This window comes from Paenibacillus algorifonticola, from assembly GCF_050481745.1.
In the GTDB taxonomy this organism is placed as follows: domain Bacteria; phylum Bacillota; class Bacilli; order Paenibacillales; family Paenibacillaceae; genus Pristimantibacillus; species Pristimantibacillus algorifonticola_A.
The window spans coordinates 237,937-260,135 of record NZ_JBCNGR010000003.1; the positions used below are offsets into that span (position 1 = coordinate 237,937).

At 51.7% G+C, this 22,199-nt stretch carries 20 protein-coding genes; 19 read left to right on the forward strand and 1 reads right to left on the reverse strand.

The annotated features are described in order from the left end of the window. Nucleotides 1–42 precede the first annotated feature (42 nt). From remA to ABEW34_RS02380, 13 genes are all read left to right on the forward strand, one after another. Nucleotides 43–303 (forward strand): extracellular matrix/biofilm regulator RemA, encoded by a 261-nt coding sequence (gene remA / locus ABEW34_RS02320; RefSeq protein ID WP_005548256.1) that lies wholly within the window; start codon nt 43–45, stop codon nt 301–303. A gap of 13 nt (nt 304–316) precedes the next feature. Further along, the gene (gene gmk / locus ABEW34_RS02325; RefSeq protein WP_430154493.1) at nt 317–934 is read left to right on the forward strand and encodes a guanylate kinase; all 618 of its coding nucleotides are present in this window, start codon (nt 317–319) and stop codon (nt 932–934) included. A 15-nt stretch (nt 935–949) separates the two neighbouring features. After that, the gene (gene rpoZ / locus ABEW34_RS02330) at nt 950–1,159 is read left to right on the forward strand and encodes a DNA-directed RNA polymerase subunit omega (protein ID WP_341282351.1); all 210 of its coding nucleotides are present in this window, start codon (nt 950–952) and stop codon (nt 1,157–1,159) included. A gap of 163 nt (nt 1,160–1,322) precedes the next feature. Further along, entirely contained in the window at nt 1,323–2,255 is a 933-nt protein-coding gene (locus ABEW34_RS02335; protein ID WP_430154495.1) for an alpha/beta fold hydrolase, read from the forward strand. Between the two features lie 249 nt (nt 2,256–2,504). Beyond that, nucleotides 2,505–4,574 (forward strand): bifunctional aldolase/short-chain dehydrogenase, encoded by a 2,070-nt coding sequence (locus ABEW34_RS02340; RefSeq protein ID WP_430154497.1) that lies wholly within the window; start codon nt 2,505–2,507, stop codon nt 4,572–4,574. Nucleotides 4,575–4,596: 22 nt separating this feature from the next. Further along, nucleotides 4,597–4,968, forward strand: coding sequence for a sensory rhodopsin transducer (locus ABEW34_RS02345; protein ID WP_341282353.1), 372 nt, complete (start codon nt 4,597–4,599; stop codon nt 4,966–4,968). A 32-nt stretch (nt 4,969–5,000) separates the two neighbouring features. Continuing rightward, nucleotides 5,001–6,221: an L-rhamnose isomerase gene (rhaI, locus tag ABEW34_RS02350; protein ID WP_430154499.1), complete on the forward strand. Its 1,221-nt coding sequence runs from the start codon at nt 5,001–5,003 to the stop codon at nt 6,219–6,221. After that, a complete protein-coding gene (locus ABEW34_RS02355) occupies nt 6,218–7,684 on the forward strand; it encodes a rhamnulokinase (protein ID WP_430154501.1) in 1,467 nt (488 codons plus the stop codon). Before rhaI ends, ABEW34_RS02355 begins: the two co-directional genes overlap by 4 nt. Nucleotides 7,685–7,710: 26 nt before the next feature. Next, nucleotides 7,711–8,469: a DeoR/GlpR family DNA-binding transcription regulator gene (locus ABEW34_RS02360; RefSeq protein ID WP_430154503.1), complete on the forward strand. Its 759-nt coding sequence runs from the start codon at nt 7,711–7,713 to the stop codon at nt 8,467–8,469. A gap of 162 nt (nt 8,470–8,631) precedes the next feature. Beyond that, the gene (locus ABEW34_RS02365) at nt 8,632–9,360 is read left to right on the forward strand and encodes a (Fe-S)-binding protein (RefSeq protein ID WP_430154505.1); all 729 of its coding nucleotides are present in this window, start codon (nt 8,632–8,634) and stop codon (nt 9,358–9,360) included. Then, nucleotides 9,357–10,883 (forward strand): LutB/LldF family L-lactate oxidation iron-sulfur protein, encoded by a 1,527-nt coding sequence (locus ABEW34_RS02370; RefSeq protein WP_430154507.1) that lies wholly within the window; start codon nt 9,357–9,359, stop codon nt 10,881–10,883. The genes ABEW34_RS02365 and ABEW34_RS02370 overlap by 4 nt, the downstream gene beginning before the upstream one ends. Next, a complete protein-coding gene (locus ABEW34_RS02375; protein ID WP_430154509.1) occupies nt 10,876–11,604 on the forward strand; it encodes a LutC/YkgG family protein in 729 nt (242 codons plus the stop codon). The genes ABEW34_RS02370 and ABEW34_RS02375 overlap by 8 nt, the downstream gene beginning before the upstream one ends. A 54-nt stretch (nt 11,605–11,658) precedes the next feature. Continuing rightward, nucleotides 11,659–12,360: a FadR/GntR family transcriptional regulator gene (locus ABEW34_RS02380; protein WP_430154605.1), complete on the forward strand. Its 702-nt coding sequence runs from the start codon at nt 11,659–11,661 to the stop codon at nt 12,358–12,360. Nucleotides 12,361–12,988: 628 nt separating this feature from the next. On the opposite strand, the gene ABEW34_RS02385 is transcribed toward ABEW34_RS02380, so the two are convergent. After that, nucleotides 12,989–13,894: a J domain-containing protein gene (locus ABEW34_RS02385; RefSeq protein ID WP_430154510.1), complete on the reverse strand. Its 906-nt coding sequence runs from the start codon at nt 13,892–13,894 to the stop codon at nt 12,989–12,991. A gap of 340 nt (nt 13,895–14,234) precedes the next feature. Between ABEW34_RS02385 and coaBC the strand changes: the two genes are divergently transcribed. The 6 genes from coaBC (at nt 14,235) to rlmN (ending at nt 22,197) form a co-directional block, all read left to right on the forward strand. Beyond that, on the forward strand, nt 14,235–15,458 hold the full coding sequence (gene coaBC / locus ABEW34_RS02390; protein ID WP_430154512.1) for a bifunctional phosphopantothenoylcysteine decarboxylase/phosphopantothenate--cysteine ligase CoaBC: 1,224 nt from the start codon (nt 14,235–14,237) through the stop codon (nt 15,456–15,458). Then, the gene (gene priA, locus ABEW34_RS02395; protein ID WP_430154514.1) at nt 15,455–17,950 is read left to right on the forward strand and encodes a primosomal protein N'; all 2,496 of its coding nucleotides are present in this window, start codon (nt 15,455–15,457) and stop codon (nt 17,948–17,950) included. Before coaBC ends, priA begins: the two co-directional genes overlap by 4 nt. Nucleotides 17,951–17,977: 27 nt before the next feature. Further along, nucleotides 17,978–18,463, forward strand: a complete 486-nt coding sequence (def, locus tag ABEW34_RS02400) for a peptide deformylase (RefSeq protein WP_430154516.1) — start codon at nt 17,978–17,980, stop codon at nt 18,461–18,463. A gap of 4 nt (nt 18,464–18,467) precedes the next feature. Continuing rightward, on the forward strand, nt 18,468–19,445 hold the full coding sequence (gene fmt, locus ABEW34_RS02405; RefSeq protein ID WP_430154518.1) for a methionyl-tRNA formyltransferase: 978 nt from the start codon (nt 18,468–18,470) through the stop codon (nt 19,443–19,445). Next, nucleotides 19,442–21,046 (forward strand): 16S rRNA (cytosine(967)-C(5))-methyltransferase RsmB, encoded by a 1,605-nt coding sequence (gene rsmB, locus ABEW34_RS02410; protein WP_430154520.1) that lies wholly within the window; start codon nt 19,442–19,444, stop codon nt 21,044–21,046. The genes fmt and rsmB overlap by 4 nt, the downstream gene beginning before the upstream one ends. A gap of 104 nt (nt 21,047–21,150) precedes the next feature. Next, a complete protein-coding gene (gene rlmN, locus ABEW34_RS02415) occupies nt 21,151–22,197 on the forward strand; it encodes a 23S rRNA (adenine(2503)-C(2))-methyltransferase RlmN (RefSeq protein ID WP_430154522.1) in 1,047 nt (348 codons plus the stop codon). Nucleotides 22,198–22,199: the final 2 nt, after the last annotated feature.

Consider the following 22,199-nt stretch of genomic DNA (forward strand, 5'->3'; position numbering starts at 1 on the left):
TATTCGGGCAGTTGCACGAGGGAGACCGGAGGGGGAGCTTACTTGGCTATTAAATTAATTAATATTGGCTTTGGCAACATTGTGTCGGCCAACCGCATTATTTCAATCGTGAGCCCCGAATCGGCGCCGATTAAGCGGATTATCCAGGAAGCGCGCGACCGTCATATGCTTATTGACGCCACATATGGAAGACGTACGCGAGCGGTAATTATTACGGACAGCGACCACGTTATTCTATCAGCAGTACAGCCGGAGACGGTAGCACACCGTCTTTCCACTAAGGATGACGATAACGACGAATAGTACGGGGAGTCTTATGAATAAGGGATTGTTAATTGTATTGTCCGGTCCATCCGGCGTAGGTAAAGGGACGGTATGCTCCGTTCTGCGGAAAAAGATGCCTAATCTCGTATACTCTGTCTCGGCGACAACTCGCTTGCCGCGGCAAGGGGAAATTGATGGCGTAAACTATTTTTTTAAGACCCGAGAGCAGTTTCAGGAAATGATGGCTTGTGATGCCTTGCTGGAGCATGCGGAGTACGTCGGCAATTGCTATGGCACACCGCGCGATTTCGTTGAACGGACGCTGGCAGGCGGTCAGGACGTCATTTTGGAAATTGAAGTTCAAGGTGCTTTGAAGGTTAAGGAAAAGTTTCCCGAAGGGGTGTTTATTTTCCTTGTGCCGCCATCTTTGGATGAGCTGAAGCAGCGCATTACGGGGCGTGGCACGGAGACGCAGGACACGATTAATCACCGGATGACGGTGGCGGAAGAAGAGATGAATCTGCTTAGCCATTATGATTATGCGGTCGTGAACGATGAGATTGAGGCCGCTTGTCACCGGATCGAGAGCATCCTTACCGCCGAGCATTGCAAAGCAAGCAAATATTTATCAGAGCTGGGCGAGCTGCCAGCTGCAATCGAGAAAGCCTAAGCGAGGAGATGGAACATGTTATACCCTTCTATTGATGAAATGGTTAAGAAAGTCGACAGCAAATACTCGCTAGTCGTTGCAGCATCCAGACGCGCACGCATGCTGCGCAATGGGGAAAAATCCGAGCTGAAATCGCCAAGATCAGCAAAATTTGTCGGTGTAGCGCTTGAAGAGATTTACGGCGATATCGTTGTCGTAGAATCGAAAGAACCAATCGACGAGTAGGCTGCTGGCCTTTTAGTCAGCTTATATGGCATTTAGGAGAGCAACCGTCATTTATGGCGGTTGCTTTTTTTGTTTAAATAAAGGAATTTATATGTTTCATCTTGTGAGATTGTGGTGTTACCTTTGTTTTTTAACCTTTTATTGGTAAAATGGAGTGGTGTTCATGCTAAAAACCTCAACGAAGGAGGAGACTTTCATAAAAATATTTAAAAGCAAAACGGGTGAAGAACAAATATTGCAATCATATAACCATCTTCTTAAGATGTGGTTAACTGAATATACAGAGGTGGATATTAAAACGAAATACGGTATAACGCATTGTATTATAGCTGGTCATAAGACTAACCCGCCGCTGCTTCTGTTTCATGGGGTTGGGGATAATTCAGCGGTAATGTGGTTGTTAAATATTCAAAAATTATCGCAATATTTTTATTGTATTGCCGTTGATACGATTGGTGGGCCTGGGAAAAGCGTTCCTAATAAAAACTTTAACAAGCAGATGTTTAATCAAGTGAGTTGGATCAATCAAATAGCAGATTATATGGAGTTGGACGAGTTTAACATAGCCGGCGTATCCAATGGTGCCTATATGGCTTTTAATTATGCAGTCAATGAAACGGAAAGAGTAAACAAGGTTGTTTGTATGGAAGGAGGGATGGTTACGACACCAGTCAAAACGATGCTGAATACCCTTCTTATGATGTTCCCGGAAATGTTGATCCCGACCCGCAATAATCTGCTTAAAATATTAAAGAAGCTAAGCTCGCCGCATTCCCATGTTTTTGACAAGCATCCTGAAGTAGCGGAGCATCTCATCCTTTTAATGAAAAACCATAACCAACAAGCGATGTTCACTCATAAGCTTCAGAAGTATGACAAAGAGAAGGCGGTTGCGATTAGCGACAAGCTTTATTTTCTGTTAGGGGGGCATAAGCTTAATTTTAAAAAGAATTTTATTCGCATATTAGAGGACGGAAATTTTCTATACAAAATTATACAAGAGGCTGGCCACGGGATTAACCATGAGCAGCCCGAGACCATCAATCAGGAAATTGTCAATTTCCTGATTGATGGTCATGCTGCACAGCCATTATAGGGAATTTAGCAAATGCTGAGTTTAAATCAATCATAGGTAATGAGTGGACCATCCTTCGTGCAGGATGGTCTTTTTTTTATGTGAGAGGCCAAGTGAAGGACTTAGCATGAGAAAATCATGTTGTTATGGCCTTGTGTAATTAATCGCATACAAATCTTTGTTTTTGTTTGAAATATGTATATTCAAAGACAAACAAATATGATAGTATAAAAACAAGCAAAAACAAATATGATTTCGGAGGTTTGCAAAATGGTACAATCTTTATGGAATGCCTCACTTGCAGCAGAAGTTGAAGCAGGTTTAGGTGAACTCGTATACCGTTCTAATATTATTGGCGCTGATCGCCGTGTATGTAACTGGGGAGGCGGCAACACTTCCTCGAAAACAATCGTAAAGGACTTCCGCGGCCGTGAGGTGGAAGTGATGTTCGTTAAAGGCAGCGGCTCCGACCTTGCGTCCATGAAAGCAGGCAATTTTACAGGCCTGCGCATGGAAGATATTCGTCCATTGTTCGAGCGCTCGGAAATGTCTGATGAGGATATGGTCGCGTATCTGGTTAACTGTATGATTGATTCCAAGCACCCGCGCGCTTCTATTGAGACGCTGCTGCACGCGTTCCTGCCGTTCAAGCATGTGGATCACACGCATCCGGATGCGATTATTAGCTTATGCTGCGCAGACAACGGCAAAGCGGTAGCGAAAGAAATTTTCGGAGACCGTTTCGTCTGGGTTCCTTATGTGCGTCCTGGCTTTACCCTTTCCAAAATGATCGCGGAGGGCGTGCTTGCCAATCCGAAAGCTGAGCTTGTGCTGATGGAGAAGCACGGTCTGGTTACTTGGGGCGAGACTTCAGAGGAGTGCTACGCAAAAACAATTCAAATCATCAGCGAGGCAGAGGCTTACATTGAAGCTCGCGTTGATGAAGCGAAGCTGTTTGGCGGCGTGAAGCATGAGGCACTTTCGGCTGATGTTCGCAGAAGCATTGCGGCACAAGTGATGCCGACGATTCGCGGAGCAGTAAGCGACGAGAAGAAAATGATTTTGACATTCGATGACGAAGCCGATGTGCTGCAATTTGTGGGCGGACAGAGCTCCGGGGTCGTTTCCCAAGTAGGTGCTGCTTGCCCGGATCACCTCGTTCATACGAAGGTTGTTCCATTGTTTGTAGATTGGACGCCTAACGCGGACGATGTAGAAGGCCTTAAAGCGAAGCTGAAAGAAAGTGTTGCTGCCTATAAAGAGCAATACAAAGCGTATTTTGAACGCAACAAGCATGAAGGCGATGTTATGTTTGAAGCCGCTCCACGCGTTATTTTGATCCCGGGTGTCGGCATGATCAATACAGGCAAAAGCTGGGCCAACTCCAAAGTCAGCGGCGCGCTTTACCACCGTGCGATTGCGGTTATTAGAGGAGCGACAGCTCTGGGCGAGTTCGTATCGCTTAGCGAAAATGAATCCTATAATGTTGAGTACTGGCCGCTTGAGCTTTACAAATTGTCGCTTGCTCCTGCGGAAACCGAATTTTCCCGTAAAGTGGCGTTTATTACGGGCGGTGCTGGCGGCATCGGCAGCGAAACAGCTCGTCGCCTCGTTTCTGAAGGCGCGCATGTGGTGCTAGCGGACTTGAATCTGGAAGGTGCTGAGAAAGTAGCAGCCGAAATCAATGACAAGTATGGCGAAAACAGGGCGATTGCCGTTAAAATGGATGTAACGAGCGAAGAGCAGGTTACTGCTGCTTATGCGGCTACTGCGCTTGCTTTCGGCGGCGTTGATATTATTGTCAACAATGCGGGTCTCGCTACATCCAGCCCATTTGACGAAACGTCGCTCAAGGAATGGAACCTGAACATGAACGTGCTGGGCACAGGCTATTTCCTTGTTGCTCGTGAAGCGTTCAAGCAAATGAAAACACAGGGCATCGGCGGCAACATGGTATTTATCGGCTCGAAAAACTCGGTATATGCAGGTAAAAATGCATCGGCTTACAGCTCCGCTAAAGCACTTGAAGCACATTTGGCCCGCTGTATTGCAGCTGAAGGCGGCGAATTTGGTATTCGCGTCAACACGGTACTGCCGGATGCTATTTTGCAAGGCTCGGCGATTTGGAACGGCAGCTGGCGCAATGAGCGCGCAGCAGCTTACGGTATTGAGCCGGATCAGCTGGAAGAGTATTACCGCAAGCGTACGACGCTGCTGGTTAATATTTATCCGCGTGATATTGCCGAGGGCATTGCTTTCTTTGCTTCATCAAAATCGGAGAAGACGACTGGCTGCATGCTGACGATTGACGGCGGCGTTCCGGCAGCGTTTACCCGCTAAATTTATTAGGAGAGATGCGGATATGTATAAAGCTCAGGGAGAAAAGCATTGGTTTATACCGGACGGTTACATTCCAGAGACGAGCTCCGGCTCGCTGCCTAGCCATGAGTCCATCTGCGTACTGAATACTTCATCGGAAGAAGCATTGCTGCGGATTACGATCTTTTTCGAAGATCGAGACCCAATGAACGATATTCTTGTCGTGATTCCTGCCAGACGTACCAAGCATGTCCGCACCAGCTCTTTAGGCAAAAACGGAGTGCCGATTCCAATCGGCGTTCCGTATGCCATCGAGCTGCAAAGCGACATTCCGGTCATTGTACAGTACAGCAGGCTCGATTCCACGCAAGCGGAAAATGCATTAATGTCAACGATGGGTTATCCCATCAAATAATATAATATTTTATAGTGGAAGGGTGTTTGAACATGTCCGATCGCGCGTATCAGCTATTGGAAGAACAGCAGAAGGCTAGAGGGATTAATCTGAATGCCGTCAAGGAGCAATTGAAAACGCTTAAAATCGAAACGCCTTCATGGGGTTATGGCGATTCGGGTACACGCTTCAAGGTTTATCAGAAGGAAGGCGTTCCACGTACCCCATTTGAGAAAATCGAAGATGCAGCGCAGGTTCACCGTTACACTGGCCTTGCGCCATCGGTGGCTATCCACATTCCTTGGGATAAAGTAGATGATTACAGCAAGCTGAGAAGCCATGCGGAAAGTCTTGGCCTCAAGATCGGCGCAGTTAATCCGAACTTGTTCCAGGAAGATGAGTACATGCTCGGCAGCGTAACGAATGCAAATGAAAAAATTCGCCGCAAAGCGACGGACCATTTGCTGGAATGTGTGCAAATCGCTAAAGAAACAGGCTCGCGCGATATTAGCCTCTGGTTTGCAGACGGCACGAACTATCCGGGTCAAGGCGATATTCGCAAGCGTAAAGCATGGATGCAGGAATCGCTTGCTGAAATGTACCGTGCACTTGATCCTCATATGCGGATGCTGATTGAATATAAATGCTTTGAGCCTGCTTTCTATCATACCGATCTCGCAGATTGGGGCATGTCATATAACTTGGCGATGAAGCTTGGACCTCAGGCCGAGGTGCTTGTGGATACCGGGCATCATCTGCAAGGCGCGAACATTGAACATATCGTTGCTTACTTGATTGATGAGAAGCGTCTGGGCGGCTTCCACTTTAACAGCCGCAAATATGCGGATGATGATCTCATTGTAGGAACGACGAATCCTTATGAGCTGTTCCTTATTTTCTATCAAATTTTGCTGGCTGGCCAAGATAATGATGAGGCGATCCGCAACAACGTCAGCAATATCGCCTATATGATCGACCAATCGCACAGCATTGAGCAGAAAATTCCAGCGATGCTGCGATCGGTACTGAATGTACAGACGCAATTCGCGAAAGCACTCCTAATCAATCATGATGAAGTAACAGATGCGCAAAACCGAGATGATGTGCTTGGCGCTGAAGATGCGGTTCGCAAAGCGTTCGAATTCGACGTTACACCGCTGCTGCACGCGGTACGCGAGGAGCAAGGCTTGCCGCTAGATCCAATGCGCGCGTATTTGGACAGCAGCTATGGCAAGGATATTTTAGCGAGAGGCAAGGGCGGTGCCAGCTGGTGACCATTCTTGCTTACGATTTAGGGGCGAGCAGCGGAAGAGCGCTGCTAGGCCGCCTCGTCAACAACAAAATCGAAGTGGAAGAAATACATCGGTTCTCGAATGATCCGGTACAAGTAGGAGAGCGTCTGCATTGGGACGTTCTTCGCTTGTATTATGAGATCAAACAAGGCTTGGTTAAAGCCAAGCAGTTGAAGGTAGAGCCGCAAAGCATCGGCATTGATACATGGGCTGTAGACTTTGGCCTTATTGGAAGCAGCGGCGAGCTGCTGGGAAATCCTTATCATTACCGCGACCGTCATACGGATGGCATGATGGAGAAGGTTTTTACGGCGATTCCGCAGACGGATATTTTCGAGCGGACGGGCATTCAGTTTTTAAGCTTTAATACGATATATCAGCTGGCTGCAATGCAGCAAAATGGATCGCCGCTACTGAGTGAGGCTCAGCATTTTCTTATGATTCCAGATTTGCTGCGGTATTATTTGACGGGCGATATGCTTAATGAGTTTTCCAATGCGACAACGACCCAGCTATTTAATCCGCTAACAGGGAATTGGGACGGCGAACTGATCGAACGTCTTGGGTTGAATCGCGGCATGTTTGGTCAGGTCGTTCAGCCTGGAGCGGATGCCGGACGTATTCGTTCCTCCGTGAGCGCCGAGCTTGGCGTTGGGAGTATCCCGGTAATCGCCGTTGCTGAGCATGATACAGGATCTGCGGTTGCGGCTGTGCCAGCCCTGCAGCGTCCATTCGCTTATTTGAGCTGCGGTACTTGGTCGCTGATGGGGACAGAGGTAGAGCGTCCAGTCATTAATGAGACAGCCTACCGCCTAAACTTTACGAATGAAGGTGGCGTAGACGGTACGTACCGACTGCTCAAAAACATTATGGGCCTCTGGATTGTCCAGGAGCTGAAGCGCGAATGGGATCAAGCGGGGCATGACCAATCCTTTGCTGAGCTTGTAAAGCTGGCGGGAGAAGCGAAGCCTTTCACTGCTTTCATCGATCCGGATGCAGCGGTATTTTTGCCTCCAGGCGGCATGGAGGCGCGCATCCGCGCCTATTGCGAGCAGACAGGGCAGCAGCTTGAGCGCAGTCCGGGCGCAATTGTGCGTTGTGTATTGGAGAGCCTCGCGTTAAAATATCGTTATGTGCTGGAATTAACGGAGCAGCTTTCCGAGCAGCAGTTTAACGGTCTGCATATGGTAGGCGGCGGCATTCAGAATAAGCTGCTATGTCAGTGGACGGCTAACGCTATCGGCAAGCCAGTATGGGCAGGTCCGGTTGAGGGCAGTGCAATCGGCAATATGATTGTGCAATGGATTGCCCGCGGCGAGCTGGCCGATATTTGGGAAGCTCGCAAGGTGATTCGGGATTCCTTCGAAGTGGAGCATTACGAGCCGGCGGAGCAGCAAGCATGGCAGGATGCTTACGGCCGATTTACACAGGTGACGGGGCTGTAGTTTTGTGAAAGAAAGGAGGGCGGCTTATGCTGGTTGCGGAGCGTTATGAAAAAATCGTACAGCTGGTGAATGACAGAGGCAGTATAAGAGTGTCCGAGCTCAGCGAGCTATGCGGCGTAACGGAGGAAACGATACGGCGCGATTTGGATCGTTTGGAGCAGGCAGGCAAGCTGCGGCGTTCGCACGGCGGCGCGGTGAACGTGAAGGATCAGCAGCCGGAGACGCCCTTTACCGAACGGGAAATTACCCATGCGGAGGAAAAACGGCAAATTGCACAGGAAGCGATTAAGCTTATTAAGCCTAAGGACCGGATCGTACTCGATGCCAGTACGACGGCTTGGTATATGGCTTCGCATTTGCCGGATATACCGCTCACGGTATTGACCAATTCCATTAAGGTCGCGCTGGAGCTGAGCACGAAGGAGAAGATTGAGGTTATCTCCACCGGCGGGCTGCTCGCTTCGCGCTCGCTGTCCTACGTTGGTCCGCTCGCGGAACGCTCGCTTGATGCGTATTACGTCGATAAGCTGTTTTTATCGTGCAAGGGCGTGCATTTGGAGCGGGGGATCAGCGAATCGAGCGAGCTGCAGGCGCGCATTAAGCTGAAAATGATCGGCATTGCCGATCAGGTCGTATTGCTGGCTGATTCCAGCAAGTTCGGCGTACAAGCTTTTACACAGGTGGCAGAGCTGAGTGAAGTCCATTCCATTATTACAGACAAACGGATCGGTGCGGACACCGTTGCCGAGCTGAAGGCAAGATCAATGGATTTGACGATTGTGTAAGGTGCTGTTCTAGCAAACGGGACTTGTTACAAGGCTGTTGGGAAGTATTTGCAGCATGCGGATTCTTTCCCGACGTTTTGCAGTCCCGCTTGCTTTGTCCAACTTGTCTGACAACCTGATATTATACATTTGTTATTCATCCGAGCAAAAGAGGTGCTAAAGGTGAAAGTATCCTTATTTATTACATGTTTGAGTGACGCGATGTATCCTAGAGTCGGTGAAGCGATGGTTCGGCTGCTGGCGAAATACGGCGTACGGCTTGATTTTCCAACGGTACAAACCTGCTGCGGCCAGCCGGCCTTTAACAGCGGCTATTGGAAGGAAGCGCGGGAATCAGCGAAGACGATTTTGGACGCTTTTGAAGACAGTGATTTTGTCATTTCGCCATCCGGCTCCTGCACAGGAATGATTCATCATTATCCGAAGCTGTTTGAAAATGATCCTGTCATGCTCGCACGAGCGAATAAGCTCCAGCAGAAGTCTTATGAATTCACGCAGTTCCTCGTTCAGGTGCTTGGGGTGAAGGATGTAGGAGCGGTGTACCCGCACAAGGTGACCTATCACCCATCCTGTCACGGCAGTCGCCTGCTTGGCATTAAGGAAGAGCCGATGGAGCTGATGCGGCACGTCAAAGGTATGGAGCTTGTGCCGCTGCCGTTCGCAGAGGACTGCTGCGGGTTCGGGGGGACGTTCGCCGTCAAGATGGCGGATATATCTGGCGCAATGGTGACGGAGAAGGCAGACCATGTGCTGGAAACGGAAGCAGAGGTGCTCGTCGGTCTTGATCTTGCCTGCCTGATGAATATTGCCGGAAATTTGCGTTACCGCAACGAACCGGTGAAAGTGATGCATTTGGCTGAGCTATTGTATGAAGGGGTGAAGCAGGCATGAGTGCACCAGCAGGATCGAAAGTGCCGGCTACGGTCAAAGGCCGGGCAGATCTGGCGTTAAACGACGAGTTTTTGCGCAAGGCCGTTAAATTTACGACAGAGCGTCTTCGCAACGGCAAGCATGCCGCTACAGCCGAGCATGGCAACTGGGAAGATTGGCGCGAACGCGGACGGCAAATTCGTCTGCATACGATCGCCCATCTGGACTATTATTTGAATTTGTTCGCTGACAATGCAAGGGCGAATGGCGTTCATGTGCATTTTGCTTCGACGGCGGCCGAGGCGGTAAAGGTTTCACTTGCGATCGCCAAGCAGGTAAAGGCGAAATCGGTCGTAAAGTCCAAGTCGATGGTTACGGAAGAGCTGCATCTCAATCATGCGCTGGAAGGGCTTGGAATTGAAGCGATTGAAACCGACTTGGGCGAATATATTATTCAGCTTGCGGGCGAGACGCCTTCGCATATTATTATCCCAGCCATTCATAAGAACCGCTTTCAAATTGCGGAGCTGCTGTCTAAAGAAGCGGGCGAGACGCTTGAAGCGGATACGACGATATTGGCTGGCTTCGTCCGCAAAAAACTGCGGGAGAAATTCCTTGAAGCCGACATCGGCATGACGGGCTGTAATTTTGCAATTGCGGAAACCGGGTCGATGGTATTGTTTGAAAATGAAGGCAATGCGCGTATGGTGACGACGGTACCGAAAACGCAAATTACGCTCATGGGCATGGAACGGATTATTCCTTCCTGGTCGGATCTCGAAGTAATGGCGACGCTGCTGCCGCGTTCAGCAACTGGGCAGAAGCTGACGATGTATATGTCCGGCATTACTGGACCTCGCCGCGAGGTGGACGCCGATGGGCCAGATGAAATGCACATTATAATTGTAGATAATGGGCGTTCGAACCAGCTTGGCGACCCCGAGTTTCAGGAGCTGCTCAATTGCATTCGCTGCGGTGCCTGCCTTAATGCTTGTCCGGTATATCGCCACATTGGCGGTCATGCCTATGGCGGAACGTACAGCGGCCCTATTGGCGCGGTGCTTACGCCCGCGCTCCAAAAAAATGTCGGCGACTGGGATGATATCGCCAACGCCTCCAGCTTGTGCGGCGCCTGCTATGAAGCATGTCCGGTCAAAATCCCGCTGCACGAAATGCTCATTTATTTGCGCAGGCGCAAGCAAGAGGGCGGACATCGCGATTTGGCGGAAGCGGGAGGCATGAAAGGATTTTCGGCCATTATGGGCAACTCGGGCCGCTTCAAGGGCGTAGTCAAGCTGGGCAAGCTGGGACAGAAGCTCGTTTCACGCAACGGCGAAATCCGGCTTAAGCTGGGGCCGCTGAAGGGCTGGAACAGCTACCGGGTTACGCCAAGCCTGCCGAAGCAGTCATTCCGCGATAAGTGGGGTACGCTCGAAGAGGAGCTTCGCCATGGTCTGAATGAGCTGAGCCCAGATGCGCGCAGCCGGATGGAGCAGCTCGTTCGCAATAGAGAACAAAATGGAGGAGGCCACGGGCATGGCTGAACAGACGCATGAGCAATGGCTGGAGGAGCTTGCAGCGGATTCCCGCCGCAAGCAGGAAGCTTTTATGAATGATATCGCAAATAAGCTGGGACGTCCGCGCGTACTAGAGAAGCCGGTACATCCTTTCCGCGGTGCCCCGGACTTCTGGCAGGAGTACGAATGGACGCTGGAAGAGCGAATTGAGCGTTTTACAGCGAATTTTCATAGTAATGGCGGTCATGTCAGTCATTTGCCTACAATGGACGAAGCGAAGCAGTTCATTAAGGATAAGGCAGAGGAGCTTGGGGCGCGTTATATCATTAGGCAAAATCAGCCGGAGCTTGCCGAGATGAAGCTGGAAGAAGCACTTCCTGATGTGAGCTTAAGCGTGTGGAACAGCGATGAAAATGAAAACTGGAAAGCGCGCGCGGCAGAAGCGGATTTTGGGGTTGTTGTAGCTGATTATGCGGCCGCCTATACGTCATCCATTGCCGTTTTGTCAGGAAAGGACAAGGGGCGCTCAGTTAGCCTGCTGCCAACTGTTCTCATCGTCATTATTCCACTTGAGCGGCTGAAGACGAAGCTGGGTGAAATTTTAATTCCGATGGATGAAGCAGGCCGCGAAAGCTTGCCGGCGGGCGTTCATTTTATTTCCGGGCCAAGCCGATCGTCCGATATTGAAAACGACCTGACGATTGGTGTTCACGGTCCCGGCGTCGTTTATGCGCTGCTGGTCGGATAGGATTTTGGGCTATTTTTCAAGTGAGCTTAGGTAAAGGAGGCGGGTGGCTTGCAAGTGACGAAGCTGACAAAGCGGAACCATTACGAGGAAATTACGGCGCAAATTAAACGTATGATCGTGGATGGAGAGCTTAAGGTCGGAGACAAGCTGCCTTCCACTAAGGAGATGTCCGAGCGCTTTGGAGTGGGGCGGTCTACGACTAGGGAGGCGCTCAGTGCGCTTAAAGCGATGGGGCTGATTGACATTCGCCAAGGTGGCGGCTGTACGGTCATAAGCACGCTGCCTGTGGAGTTCGAGCTCCCCGAGCTGCAATCGCTGCGTATGAATCGCCAAACCCTGTTGGCGCTGCTGGAGGCACGCCAGTCCTTCGAGGTATCAAATGCCGCTATCGCTGCGTCTAAACGGACGGAGGAGGATCTGGTTGTATTGAAGGAGCTTGTCGTCCAAATGAAGGCAGCCGCAGGCAATGATCTGGAAGGGGAGCGCACTGATCTGCTATTCCATTTGACGCTTGTAAAGGCGACGCATAATACGATTTTGGTGCAGCTTTTTGAGACGGTCATGAACCAGGTGGAAACCGCCATTCGTGAAATTCGCAGGGTGGAGCTGTATGCGAACCGCTCGGTTGCGGAGCAGCTTTATGAGGAGCATTTGGCCATTTATAAAGCGGTCGAAGTACAAGACGCCGAAGCGGCGTCGCTGTCGATGCGGCAGCATTTGCACCACGTTGAAAGCATTTTGATGAAATATGTGTGACCAGCAGCGGTAGCTCTGGCAGGTACAATCGTCCAGCGAAGTCGACAGCCGGACGTTCCAATCCATTACTTATGCTTACAGTCAAGTAAAGTTCCCTTCAGAAGCAAAGGCTAAAAGCGAAGCGTTACTATAGAAGTGGAATGAGCAAATCGTTCCGATCAAATACAAAAAAAACGAGCCATAGATGAGAGATAAATTGTGCCCTATGTAAAGGGCATTTCAAAAAAAGCTAGGCAAATTGAAGGAGGTGCTGTCTGTATTGTGCAGGCGGCATCCTTTTTAGGTTCCACAGCGTTTCCAATCCATTTCATCTTTTAAATGACCAAAGAAGGACTCTTGTGGTGCATGATCCCAACCCAACTTTTGAAATATAGTTTTCAATCATCTGTTGAATGAGTTGGAGTTTTTGTTTCGCTACACGTTTGATTTCTTCTGCAACATCCGCCTTTCAATTAGATCGAGCTTGGCTTTGTCACTAATTGCTTGAACATGAGGATTACATTTTAATGTAAGAATACCCTACAGGATAGACTTTTTTCAAAGTGTCTATTCTATAGGGCACAGTTTAAGATTCTATAGGCTCGTTTTTTTTTGATTATTATTCGAAAATTTATTTAGGGGTGGACGGTTATTTGGCTTGCAAAAACTTGTCGATAAATTGAATCGCTTTATCCGTGTTCTCGCTGTTCACACGGACGCCCACGATATAGTTTTTCGGCGTAAGCACGGAGAGATTTTTCACCAGCGGGCTATTGCTAATATCGATGCCGTATACATGCTCGGCTGGTTCATCCTCCGTCGTTTTTTTGACCAGCTCGCTCTCGGTAACCGAGGATTTCAGCTTGCCGCTTACAGCATCATCAAGGCTTTGAAGGATGCCCTGCGGGCTAATCCAGTTGAAGCTGGCTGTATCGAGAATATAAATATCCGGCTTTTCCGTTGCCAGCACAACCATCGCTTTTTGCTGGGAAGCCATATCGACCGCATCTTTAGCATCAAGCGGCACATAGGTCAGGTTAACTTTAAAACGTTTCCATTCGGGGAACTTGTCCAGCAGCGATTGCTCGAGAACAGCCATATCCTGCTTATTGTCTTCTGTAAAATACTCGCCAAAATACATGACTGACAAATCCACCGGCGGCAGGCTGGCCAGGTAGCGCTGCTCCTCGCGATGATCCATATAAGCAATAACGCCATAGATAATGAGAGCAATTGCCACAATGCCACCGAAAACATGGTATTTATAGTAGCGCCAGAAATGGTCGGTTTTCTCGGCGGCAGACGCCATATTTTTAAACTTTCCATATTCCTTCTCATTGAACGCTTGCTTGAACTTCTGGTCCTCCGCTTCAAGTATCCGTTTATAAGCGGCGGTCACTTGGCTGAATTCATCTGCCGTTGTCCCCTCATTGTCTGCGGTTTGTGCGCGGGAGCGGGATTGGCGGAGCAACAGGGTATAGCGCTTCTCGACCTCTTCTTTTGAAGCGTTTTCGGGAAGGCCCAGCTTCGCGTAGGCTTGTTTTACATCTTCCATGGGGTCACCTCGACTATTATTTAAAAATATCAGTATAAATCCTACCCTCTAGTATACGGATTTAAGCGGATAAATGCCAATTTTCGCGGTTGTCCGCAGACGGGAGAGCAAATGTTGGCCGAAAAGGCGCTGGCATTGAACAGACTGCGAATTCAGTGCTCATATGGTATGATAGGAAAAAGCTAGCTTCAAAACTAGCGTCTTGGGTGCGGCCATACGCCATCATACTTGAAGAAAATAAGCGGCTGCCTTACGCTTGAAAGCAAATATCCAAGGAATGGGCTGGCACAAATCAGTCAATACCATAGATTAAGAGCATTGTTGTAATGGGGGATAGGCTATGCTTACAAATAAAACAATTATATTAGGAATCACGGGTGGTATCGCAGCCTATAAAGCGGCTACGCTTTGCAGTCGGCTTGTGCAGGCAGGGGCTAAGGTGCACGTCATTATGACCGAGTCAGCAGCCCGCTTCATTACGCCGCTGACGCTCCAGACGCTTTCGCGCAACCCGGTGCATATCGACACCTTTGATGAGAGGGACCCGGCGGTCGTATCCCATATTCATTTGGCTGATCATGCCGATCTCATTGTTGTCGCACCAGCCACTGCAAATGTGATTGGCAAAATGGCAAATGGGCTTGCCGATGATATGCTCAGCACGACCCTGCTGGCGGCAACGAGCCCGGTGCTTGTGGCTCCAGCTATGAATGTGCATATGTATGAGCATCCGGCCGTGGCGCAAAATTTACAGACATTAGCGGATCGCGGTGTTTTGTTCGTGGACCCAGGCGAGGGACAGCTCGCATGTGGTTATGTGGCGAAAGGGAGGCTTGCGGAGCCAGAGGAAATCGTACATGCGATCGAAGAGTGGTTCAGCCGCAGCCGCAAGCTTGCAGGCAAGCATGTTCTGGTTACCGCAGGCGGCACGGTGGAGCGGCTGGATCCCGTGCGATATTTGACCAATGATTCTTCGGGCAAAATGGGCTTTGCCATTGCGGAGGCAGCGCTGCTGATGGGCGCAGAGGTTACCGTTGTTGCTGGGCGGACGAGTGTAGATCCGCCTGCAGGCGTGAAGCTGGTGCGAGTTGAATCCGCTCAGCAAATGCTGGATGCGGTCACCGCGCATTTTGAATCGGCAGACATCGTCGTTAAAGCGGCGGCTGTTGCCGATTACCGTCCAGCTCAGCAACAGAAGCAGAAACTGAAAAAGACAGGCGAGACGCTCACGCTTGAGCTGGAGCGCACGGTGGATATTTTGCAGCTGCTTGGCGAGCGCAAGACGCATCAACTGCTCGTGGGTTTCGCTGCCGAAACCCAGCAGATCGCGCATTATGCGATGGATAAGCTGGCGCGCAAACACTGCGATCTCATCGTAGCCAATGATGTGAGCGCGGAAGGGGCAGGCTTCAACGGCGATACGAATGTTGTGCAGCTGTTTGGCAAGGAAGGCTTGATCGAGGCGCTTCCTTTATTGTCCAAACGCGAGACGGCAAGGCGTATTTTGGAAGTCGCGGTGCAGCGGCTTTCACAGCTCCCTATCCAAAGGAGCTATGGCGAATGATTGCCAGAGTGATAGTAGATGTGCCGAGCCGCCAGACGGACCGGCCATTCGATTATGAGGTTCCTGCGGAAATGTCCGGCTGGATTGAAGTGGGAAGCCGGGTTGGCGTGCCATTCGGCGGCCGCGTGCTGCAAGGCTTCGTTGTGGAGCTGGCGGAAGAGGCGGAGGTTGACAGTCGCCGCCTCAAGGCGGTTGCCGAACTGCTTGATCCGCTGCCGCCGCTGCTTCCTGACTTGATCGGACTAGCCAAATGGATGAGCGACAAATATTGCTGCTCTTGGACAACCGCGCTGCAAGCGATGATACCCGCTGCGCTTAAAGGCAAGGCCGAGCGTTATGTGTCGCTGAACGAATCGCTGGGTGAGGAGCTGGAGCAGCTGGCAAGGCGCTTGCCGCAGGAGCTGCTGGATATGCTCTCGCGGCAGCGGCAGACGAAGCTTGAATCGCTGAAGGAGCGGTTCCCGCAATACGCGCCGGATATTAAAGCAGCGCTGGAAGAAGGCGTGCTGCTTGAGCAGACAGCAATTCGCGACCGTCTGGCCATTCGCAAGGTGCTGACGGTGTTGCCGCCAGCGGATAAGGAAGCGGCCGCAGAAGCATTGGCAGCATGGCCAGCAAAGGCCGGCAAGCAGCGCGACCTGCTTGCCTTCATGCTGGAGCGAGACGAGCCCATTGCGCTGCAAGCGCTGCTCGCAGAAGCAGGCGGATCACCGGCGAGCGTACGCGCGATTGCAGGCAAAGGCCTGCTGGAGCTGCGAGAAATCGAGCAGCAGCGCGATCCTTACGGAAGCCGCGAGTTCGAGCGGACGGTTCCACTTCCGCTCACGGAGGGGCAGCAGAGTGTGTACTCCCGCATAGCAGATGCGGTCACGCGCGGCGAGCCGCAAGTTTTGCTGCTGCATGGCGTGACGGGCAGCGGCAAAACCGAGGTCTATTTGCAAGCGATCCAGCATTGTCTAAAGCAAGGCAAGCAGGCGATTGTGCTTGTTCCGGAAATTGCGCTTACCCCGCAAATGGTCGAGCGGTTTAAAGGGCGTTTCGGCGATGCCGTAGCGGTGCTGCATAGCCGCTTGTCCAATGGGGAGCGCTACGATGAATGGCGCAAAATCAGAAGCCGCAAAGTACAGGTAGCCATCGGCGCCCGCTCGGCGATTTTTGCCCCCTTTGAGCGCATTGGCCTCGTCATAATTGATGAGGAGCATGAGTCTTCCTACAAGCAGGAAGAGAGCCCGAAGTATCATGCCAGAGATGTATCTGTCCAGCGGGCAAGGCAGCATGGCGCGGCTGTCGTATTAGGCTCGGCGACGCCGTCGCTCGAATCGTATGCGGCGGCGAGCAGGCGCCCGGCAGAAGGGCGCGAATCGTCGCTGCTGCCGATGCCAGACCGCGTGGGGGGCAGACCGCTGCCGTCCGTAACGGTTATTGATATGCGTGCGGAGCTTGCGGCCGGCAATCGCTCGATGTTCAGCCGCAAACTGCATGAAGGGCTCGTACAGCGGCTGGAGCGCGGCGAGCAGACGGTGCTGCTGCTCAATCGGCGCGGTTATTCGACCTTCGTCATGTGCCGTTCCTGCGGCTACACGGCGCTTTGTCCGCACTGCGATATTTCGCTGACGTATCATCAGAAGTCACGGGCGCTGCGCTGCCATTATTGCGGTCATGCCGAGCAGGCGCCGCAAACCTGTCCGTCCTGCGAAAGCGAGCATATCCGTTTTTTTGGTACGGGCACCCAGCGTGTAGAAGAGGAGCTTGCGAAGCTGTTTCCCGGCATTCGGGTCATTCGAATGGATGTGGACACGACGACGGAGAAAAACGCGCATGAGAAGCTGCTGAAGCGCTTCGGCGACCGTGAGGCGGATGTGCTGCTTGGCACGCAGATGGTGGCGAAGGGGCTTGATTTTCCATACGTTACGCTCGTGGGCGTTATTGCAGCGGATACGTCGCTGAATTTGCCGGATTTTCGCTCAGCGGAACGGACGTTTCAGCTGCTGACACAGGTGGCAGGCCGTGCTGGCCGCCACCAGCTGCCAGGGGAGGTCGTTGTCCAGACGTATTCACCCGAGCATTATGCGGTTACAACCGCGCAAAAGCATGACTACGTTAGGTTTGTTGAAGAAGAGCTCAAGCATCGCAGAGTGATGGGCTACCCGCCTTATTGCCGGCTGGTGCTGGTCACGATGTCGCATGAGCAGCTTGCGCTGCTGTCCTCGGTGTCAGAGCAGTTTGCGGAGCGGCTGCGCGAGCAGGCGGCTGACGAAGGCGTATTAGGGCCGCTTGGTGCGGGTTTGCCGCGTGCGCTTGAGGTGCTTGGACCAGTCGCATCGCCTATATCGAGAATGAAAGATCGCTACCGTTTTCAATGTGTGATAAAATATCGGGGGAACATTGATGTGCCTGCGCTTCTGCGCGGTGCGCTTGCGCCATTCATTGCAGGCTCTCCTCAGAAGCTTGTGCAGTTCAGCATTGATGTAGATCCGCAAGTCATATTATAGATTTCGTCGTAAAGGAAGGGAACGGCAATGGCCATTCGTATTATTGTAAAAGATCCTGATCCCGTATTGCGGGAGCCAGCAATGGTAGTTACTAAATTTAATTCCAACTTAAAAAAGCTGCTTAAAGATATGGCGGAAACGATGTATGACGCTGATGGCGTCGGTCTAGCGGCTCCGCAGGTCGGCATTTCCAAGCGTGTTATCGTGGTGGATATCGGCGATGAAAATGGACTGATCGAAATGGTCAATCCGGTCATCGTGGAAGAAGAAGGCGAGCAGCTCGGACCTGAGGGCTGCCTGAGTATTCCGAATTTAAACGGAGATGTGATGCGTTCAGACCGCATCGTCGTCAAAGGTCAAAATTCCGATGGCGAGACGTTTACGGTTGAAGCGCAAGGCTTCCTCTCGCGCGCGTTCCAGCATGAGGTTGACCATTTGAACGGCATTTTGTTCACGGATCTCGCAGAGAGCGTGTACGATATTTCCGAAAGACAGAAAAAAGGCGGCGAATAAGGCCATGCGTATTGTATTTATGGGGACGCCGGAGTTCGCCGTCCCTTCTTTGCAGTTGTTAATCAATAACGGCTATGAGGTCGTGGCAGTTGTCACGCAGCCGGATCGTCCAAAGGGGCGTAAGCGGACGCTTACGCCTCCGCCTGTGAAAGAAGCGGCGCTGGCTTTAGGCTTGCCGGTATTGCAGCCTGAGCGAATGCGCAGCAGCGAAGCGGTCCAGGCGCTGGCGCAGTATCGCCCTGATTTAATTGTGACCGCAGCTTATGGGCAGATTTTGCCGAAGGGTGTGCTGGAGCTGCCGCGACTTGGCTGTATCAACGTTCATGGCTCGCTGCTGCCTCGCTATCGCGGGGGCGCGCCGATTCAACGTGCGATTATTAATGGCGAGACGCTAACAGGCGTAACGATTATGTATATGGCTGAAGGACTGGACACTGGCGATATGATCAGCAAGGTCGAAGTTGCGATTACCGATGAGGATACATCGGGCTCGCTATTTGAGAAGCTGAGCGCTGCTGGAGCGGAGCTGCTGGAGCAGACGCTGCCGGGCATTATTTCTGGTGCTGTGACAGCAACGGAGCAGCAGCATGAGCTGGCAACTTACGCGCCGAATTTGTCGCGTGAGGATGAACGAATTGATTGGGCGAAATCTGCCCGCCAAATCTATAATCAAGTGCGCGGCCTGTCGCCGATGGCCGGTGCATTCACTTATTTGAACGGCGAGCTGTTCAAAGTATGGGCTTGCGCCAAGCCTGCCGAGCCGGCTGGAGCTGGAGCTGCTGCTGCAGCGCTGCCGGGAACGGTGCGCGAAGCAAGTGGAGCGGGCATCACCGTACAGACGGGTGATGGCGTAATCGTGCTTACGCAAATTCAGCCAGCAGGCAAAAAAGCGATGTCAGCGGCTGACTGGCTGAAAGGCTCACGGCTGGCTGAAGGTACTGTCTTCGGCGAAGCGAGCGAGACAAGTGGTGAAGAGCAATGAGTGAGCAAAAGCAAGTTAAGCCTGCAGAGCCAGCAGTAAAGCCTGGACGGCCGCAGCAGAAAAATTCAGCGGCGCCTTCATCGAGGGCTGCTGTGCAAGGACGTCGCCCGCAGGGTGGGGGCAAATCAGGGGGCAAATCCCGCTCTGCTGGATCGGCTGGAGGACAAGCGTCCAGCCGGAGCGACCAAGCGGCAGGTCAAGCGGGAGCGCGCAAAAGCGGCTCGTCACGTGTACCTCGTACGCCAAGGGAGCTGGCGCTGGATATTTTGGTAAGCGTTGCTGGCGCCGGTGCCTACAGCAATCTCAAGCTTAACCAGTCGCTGCAGGATGCTAATCTATCTCGTGCGGATGCGGGTCTTGCTACAGAGCTGGTATACGGGACGATTCAGCATCAGCGCACACTCGATTATTGGCTGGCGCGATTTGTAGCGAAGGGCTTTAATAAGCTGCAGCCGTGGGTGCATCAATTGCTGCGGATGAGCGCATATCAGCTGCTGTATTTGGACCGGATCCCGGTTCATGCCGCAGTTAATGAAGCGGTTTCCATTGCCAAGAAGCGGGGGCATCAAGGGATTTCCGGCATGGTCAATGGGGTGCTGCGCAGTATGGATCGCAGTCGTGCAGAGCTTGTACCGTCTGCAATTAAAGCGGGATCGCCGGCGGAAAAACTTGCGATCCTCCATTCCTATCCCGACTGGCTCGTTAAGCGCTGGCTGCTCGCTTACGGCGAGCATACGACTGAAGCTATTTGCGCGGCTGGCAATGATTCTCCGCATGGAAGCGTAAGGGTCAATACCATCCGAGGAACAAGGGCGGAAGCGATTGAGCAGCTTGCTGAGCTTGGACTTGACGCCGAAGCATCGCCGCTTGCTTCCGCAGGCATTACGACTCGCCGCGGCGGAAGCTTGGTGGATACGGACGGCTTCCGGGAAGGGCTGTGGACGATGCAGGATGAAAGCTCCATGCTCGTAGCCGAGGTCGTTGCACCAGCAGCCGGTATGCAGGTGCTGGATTGCTGCGCAGCTCCGGGCGGCAAAACGACGCATCTGGCCGAGCTCATGGGCAATAAAGGCAAGGTGTGGGCAAACGATTTGCACCCGCATAAACGGCAGCTAATTATTGACCAGTCTTCGCGGCTCGGTTTGACGAACGTGGAGGCCATAACAAGCGATGCAGCGCAGCTGTCTGAGCGTTTTGCCAGCGGTTCGATGGATGCTGTGCTGCTGGATGCGCCTTGCTCAGGCTTTGGCGTCATTCGGAGAAAGCCGGAAATCAAGTGGACGAAGACGGCTGCAGATGTAGCCGCTATAGCGGATATTCAGCGCGAGCTGCTTGAAGCGGTGAGCGGCCTTGTTAAGCCGGGCGGTGTGCTCGTCTACAGCACGTGCACGATTGAACGATCCGAAAATGAGGATCAGGTGGAGCATTTTCTGCGGGCACATCCTGAATTTGAGCTGGACCGCAACTGGCCGGAATCTGTTCTCCAGGCGTTGCAGGAGGCTGGAGCGATCGATGAGGCGTTTAAGGGCTATGCGCAGCTGCTTCCGCAGCATTATGGCAGCGATGGTTTCTTCATTGCCCGCCTGCTGAGGCGCGCCTAATCGTTGCTTGTGGTTCATGATGGACGTTTGTGGTAAAATAAATCATCAGCGGCGCAGGCAGAGAGCTTTTGCCGCGCTATTATACAGTCAGGTGTGATAATTTAATGAAACCATTTATTTACGACTATACGCTCGAACAGCTGCAAGATTGGATGAAAGAGAATGGCGAGCCAGCGTTTCGCGCTGGTCAGCTGTACGATTGGCTGTACGTTAAGCGTGTAAACAGCTTTGAAGAGATGAGCAACTTGTCCAAATCGCTCAGAACGAAGCTGTTTGACCAATTTCAATTTGTAACGCTCTCCGAAATAACGAAATTCGAATCCAAGGACGGAACCGTCAAGTTTCTGTTCGGGCTGCATGATAACCATGCAATCGAGACGGTTATTATGCGCCATAACTATGGAAACAGCATTTGCGTGACCACGCAGGTGGGCTGCAGGATTGGCTGTACTTTTTGTGCGTCGACGCTCGGCGGTTTGAAGCGGAACCTAACGGCAGGAGAAATTATTGCTCAAGTTGTTGTAGCACAGCAAATGCTGGACGTTACGAATGAGCGCGTATCAAGCATCGTTATTATGGGTTCCGGCGAGCCGTTTGAAAACTATGATGCGACGATGATGTTTTTGCGCACGATGATTCATGAGAAAGGTCTCAACATCGGGCAGCGTCATATTACCGTTTCGACGAGCGGGATCGTGCCAAGCATGTACAAATTTGCCGACGAAAATACGCAAATCAATCTGGCGCTTTCCATACATGCGCCGAATGATACGCTGCGCTCCAAGCTGATGCCGGTTAACCGCCGTTTTCCTTTTGACGATGTGATGGAGGCTTGCCGTTATTATTTGGCCAAGACAGGTCGCCGGATTTCGTTTGAATACGCCTTGATCGGCGGGGTTAATGATCGTCCCGAGCATGCGCAGGAACTGGCAGATGTTCTTAAAGGACTGCTGTGCCACGTCAATTTGATTCCGGTCAACCATGTGCCGGAGCGAAATTATGTGCGTACGCCGCGGGAGGATATTTTTGAGTTCCAGCGTATACTGGAGAAAAACAAAATAAATGCAACGATTCGCAGGGAGCAAGGGCATGACATTGCCGCCGCTTGCGGGCAGCTTCGTGCGAAGCATATGGAGTCTACGACGAGGTGATA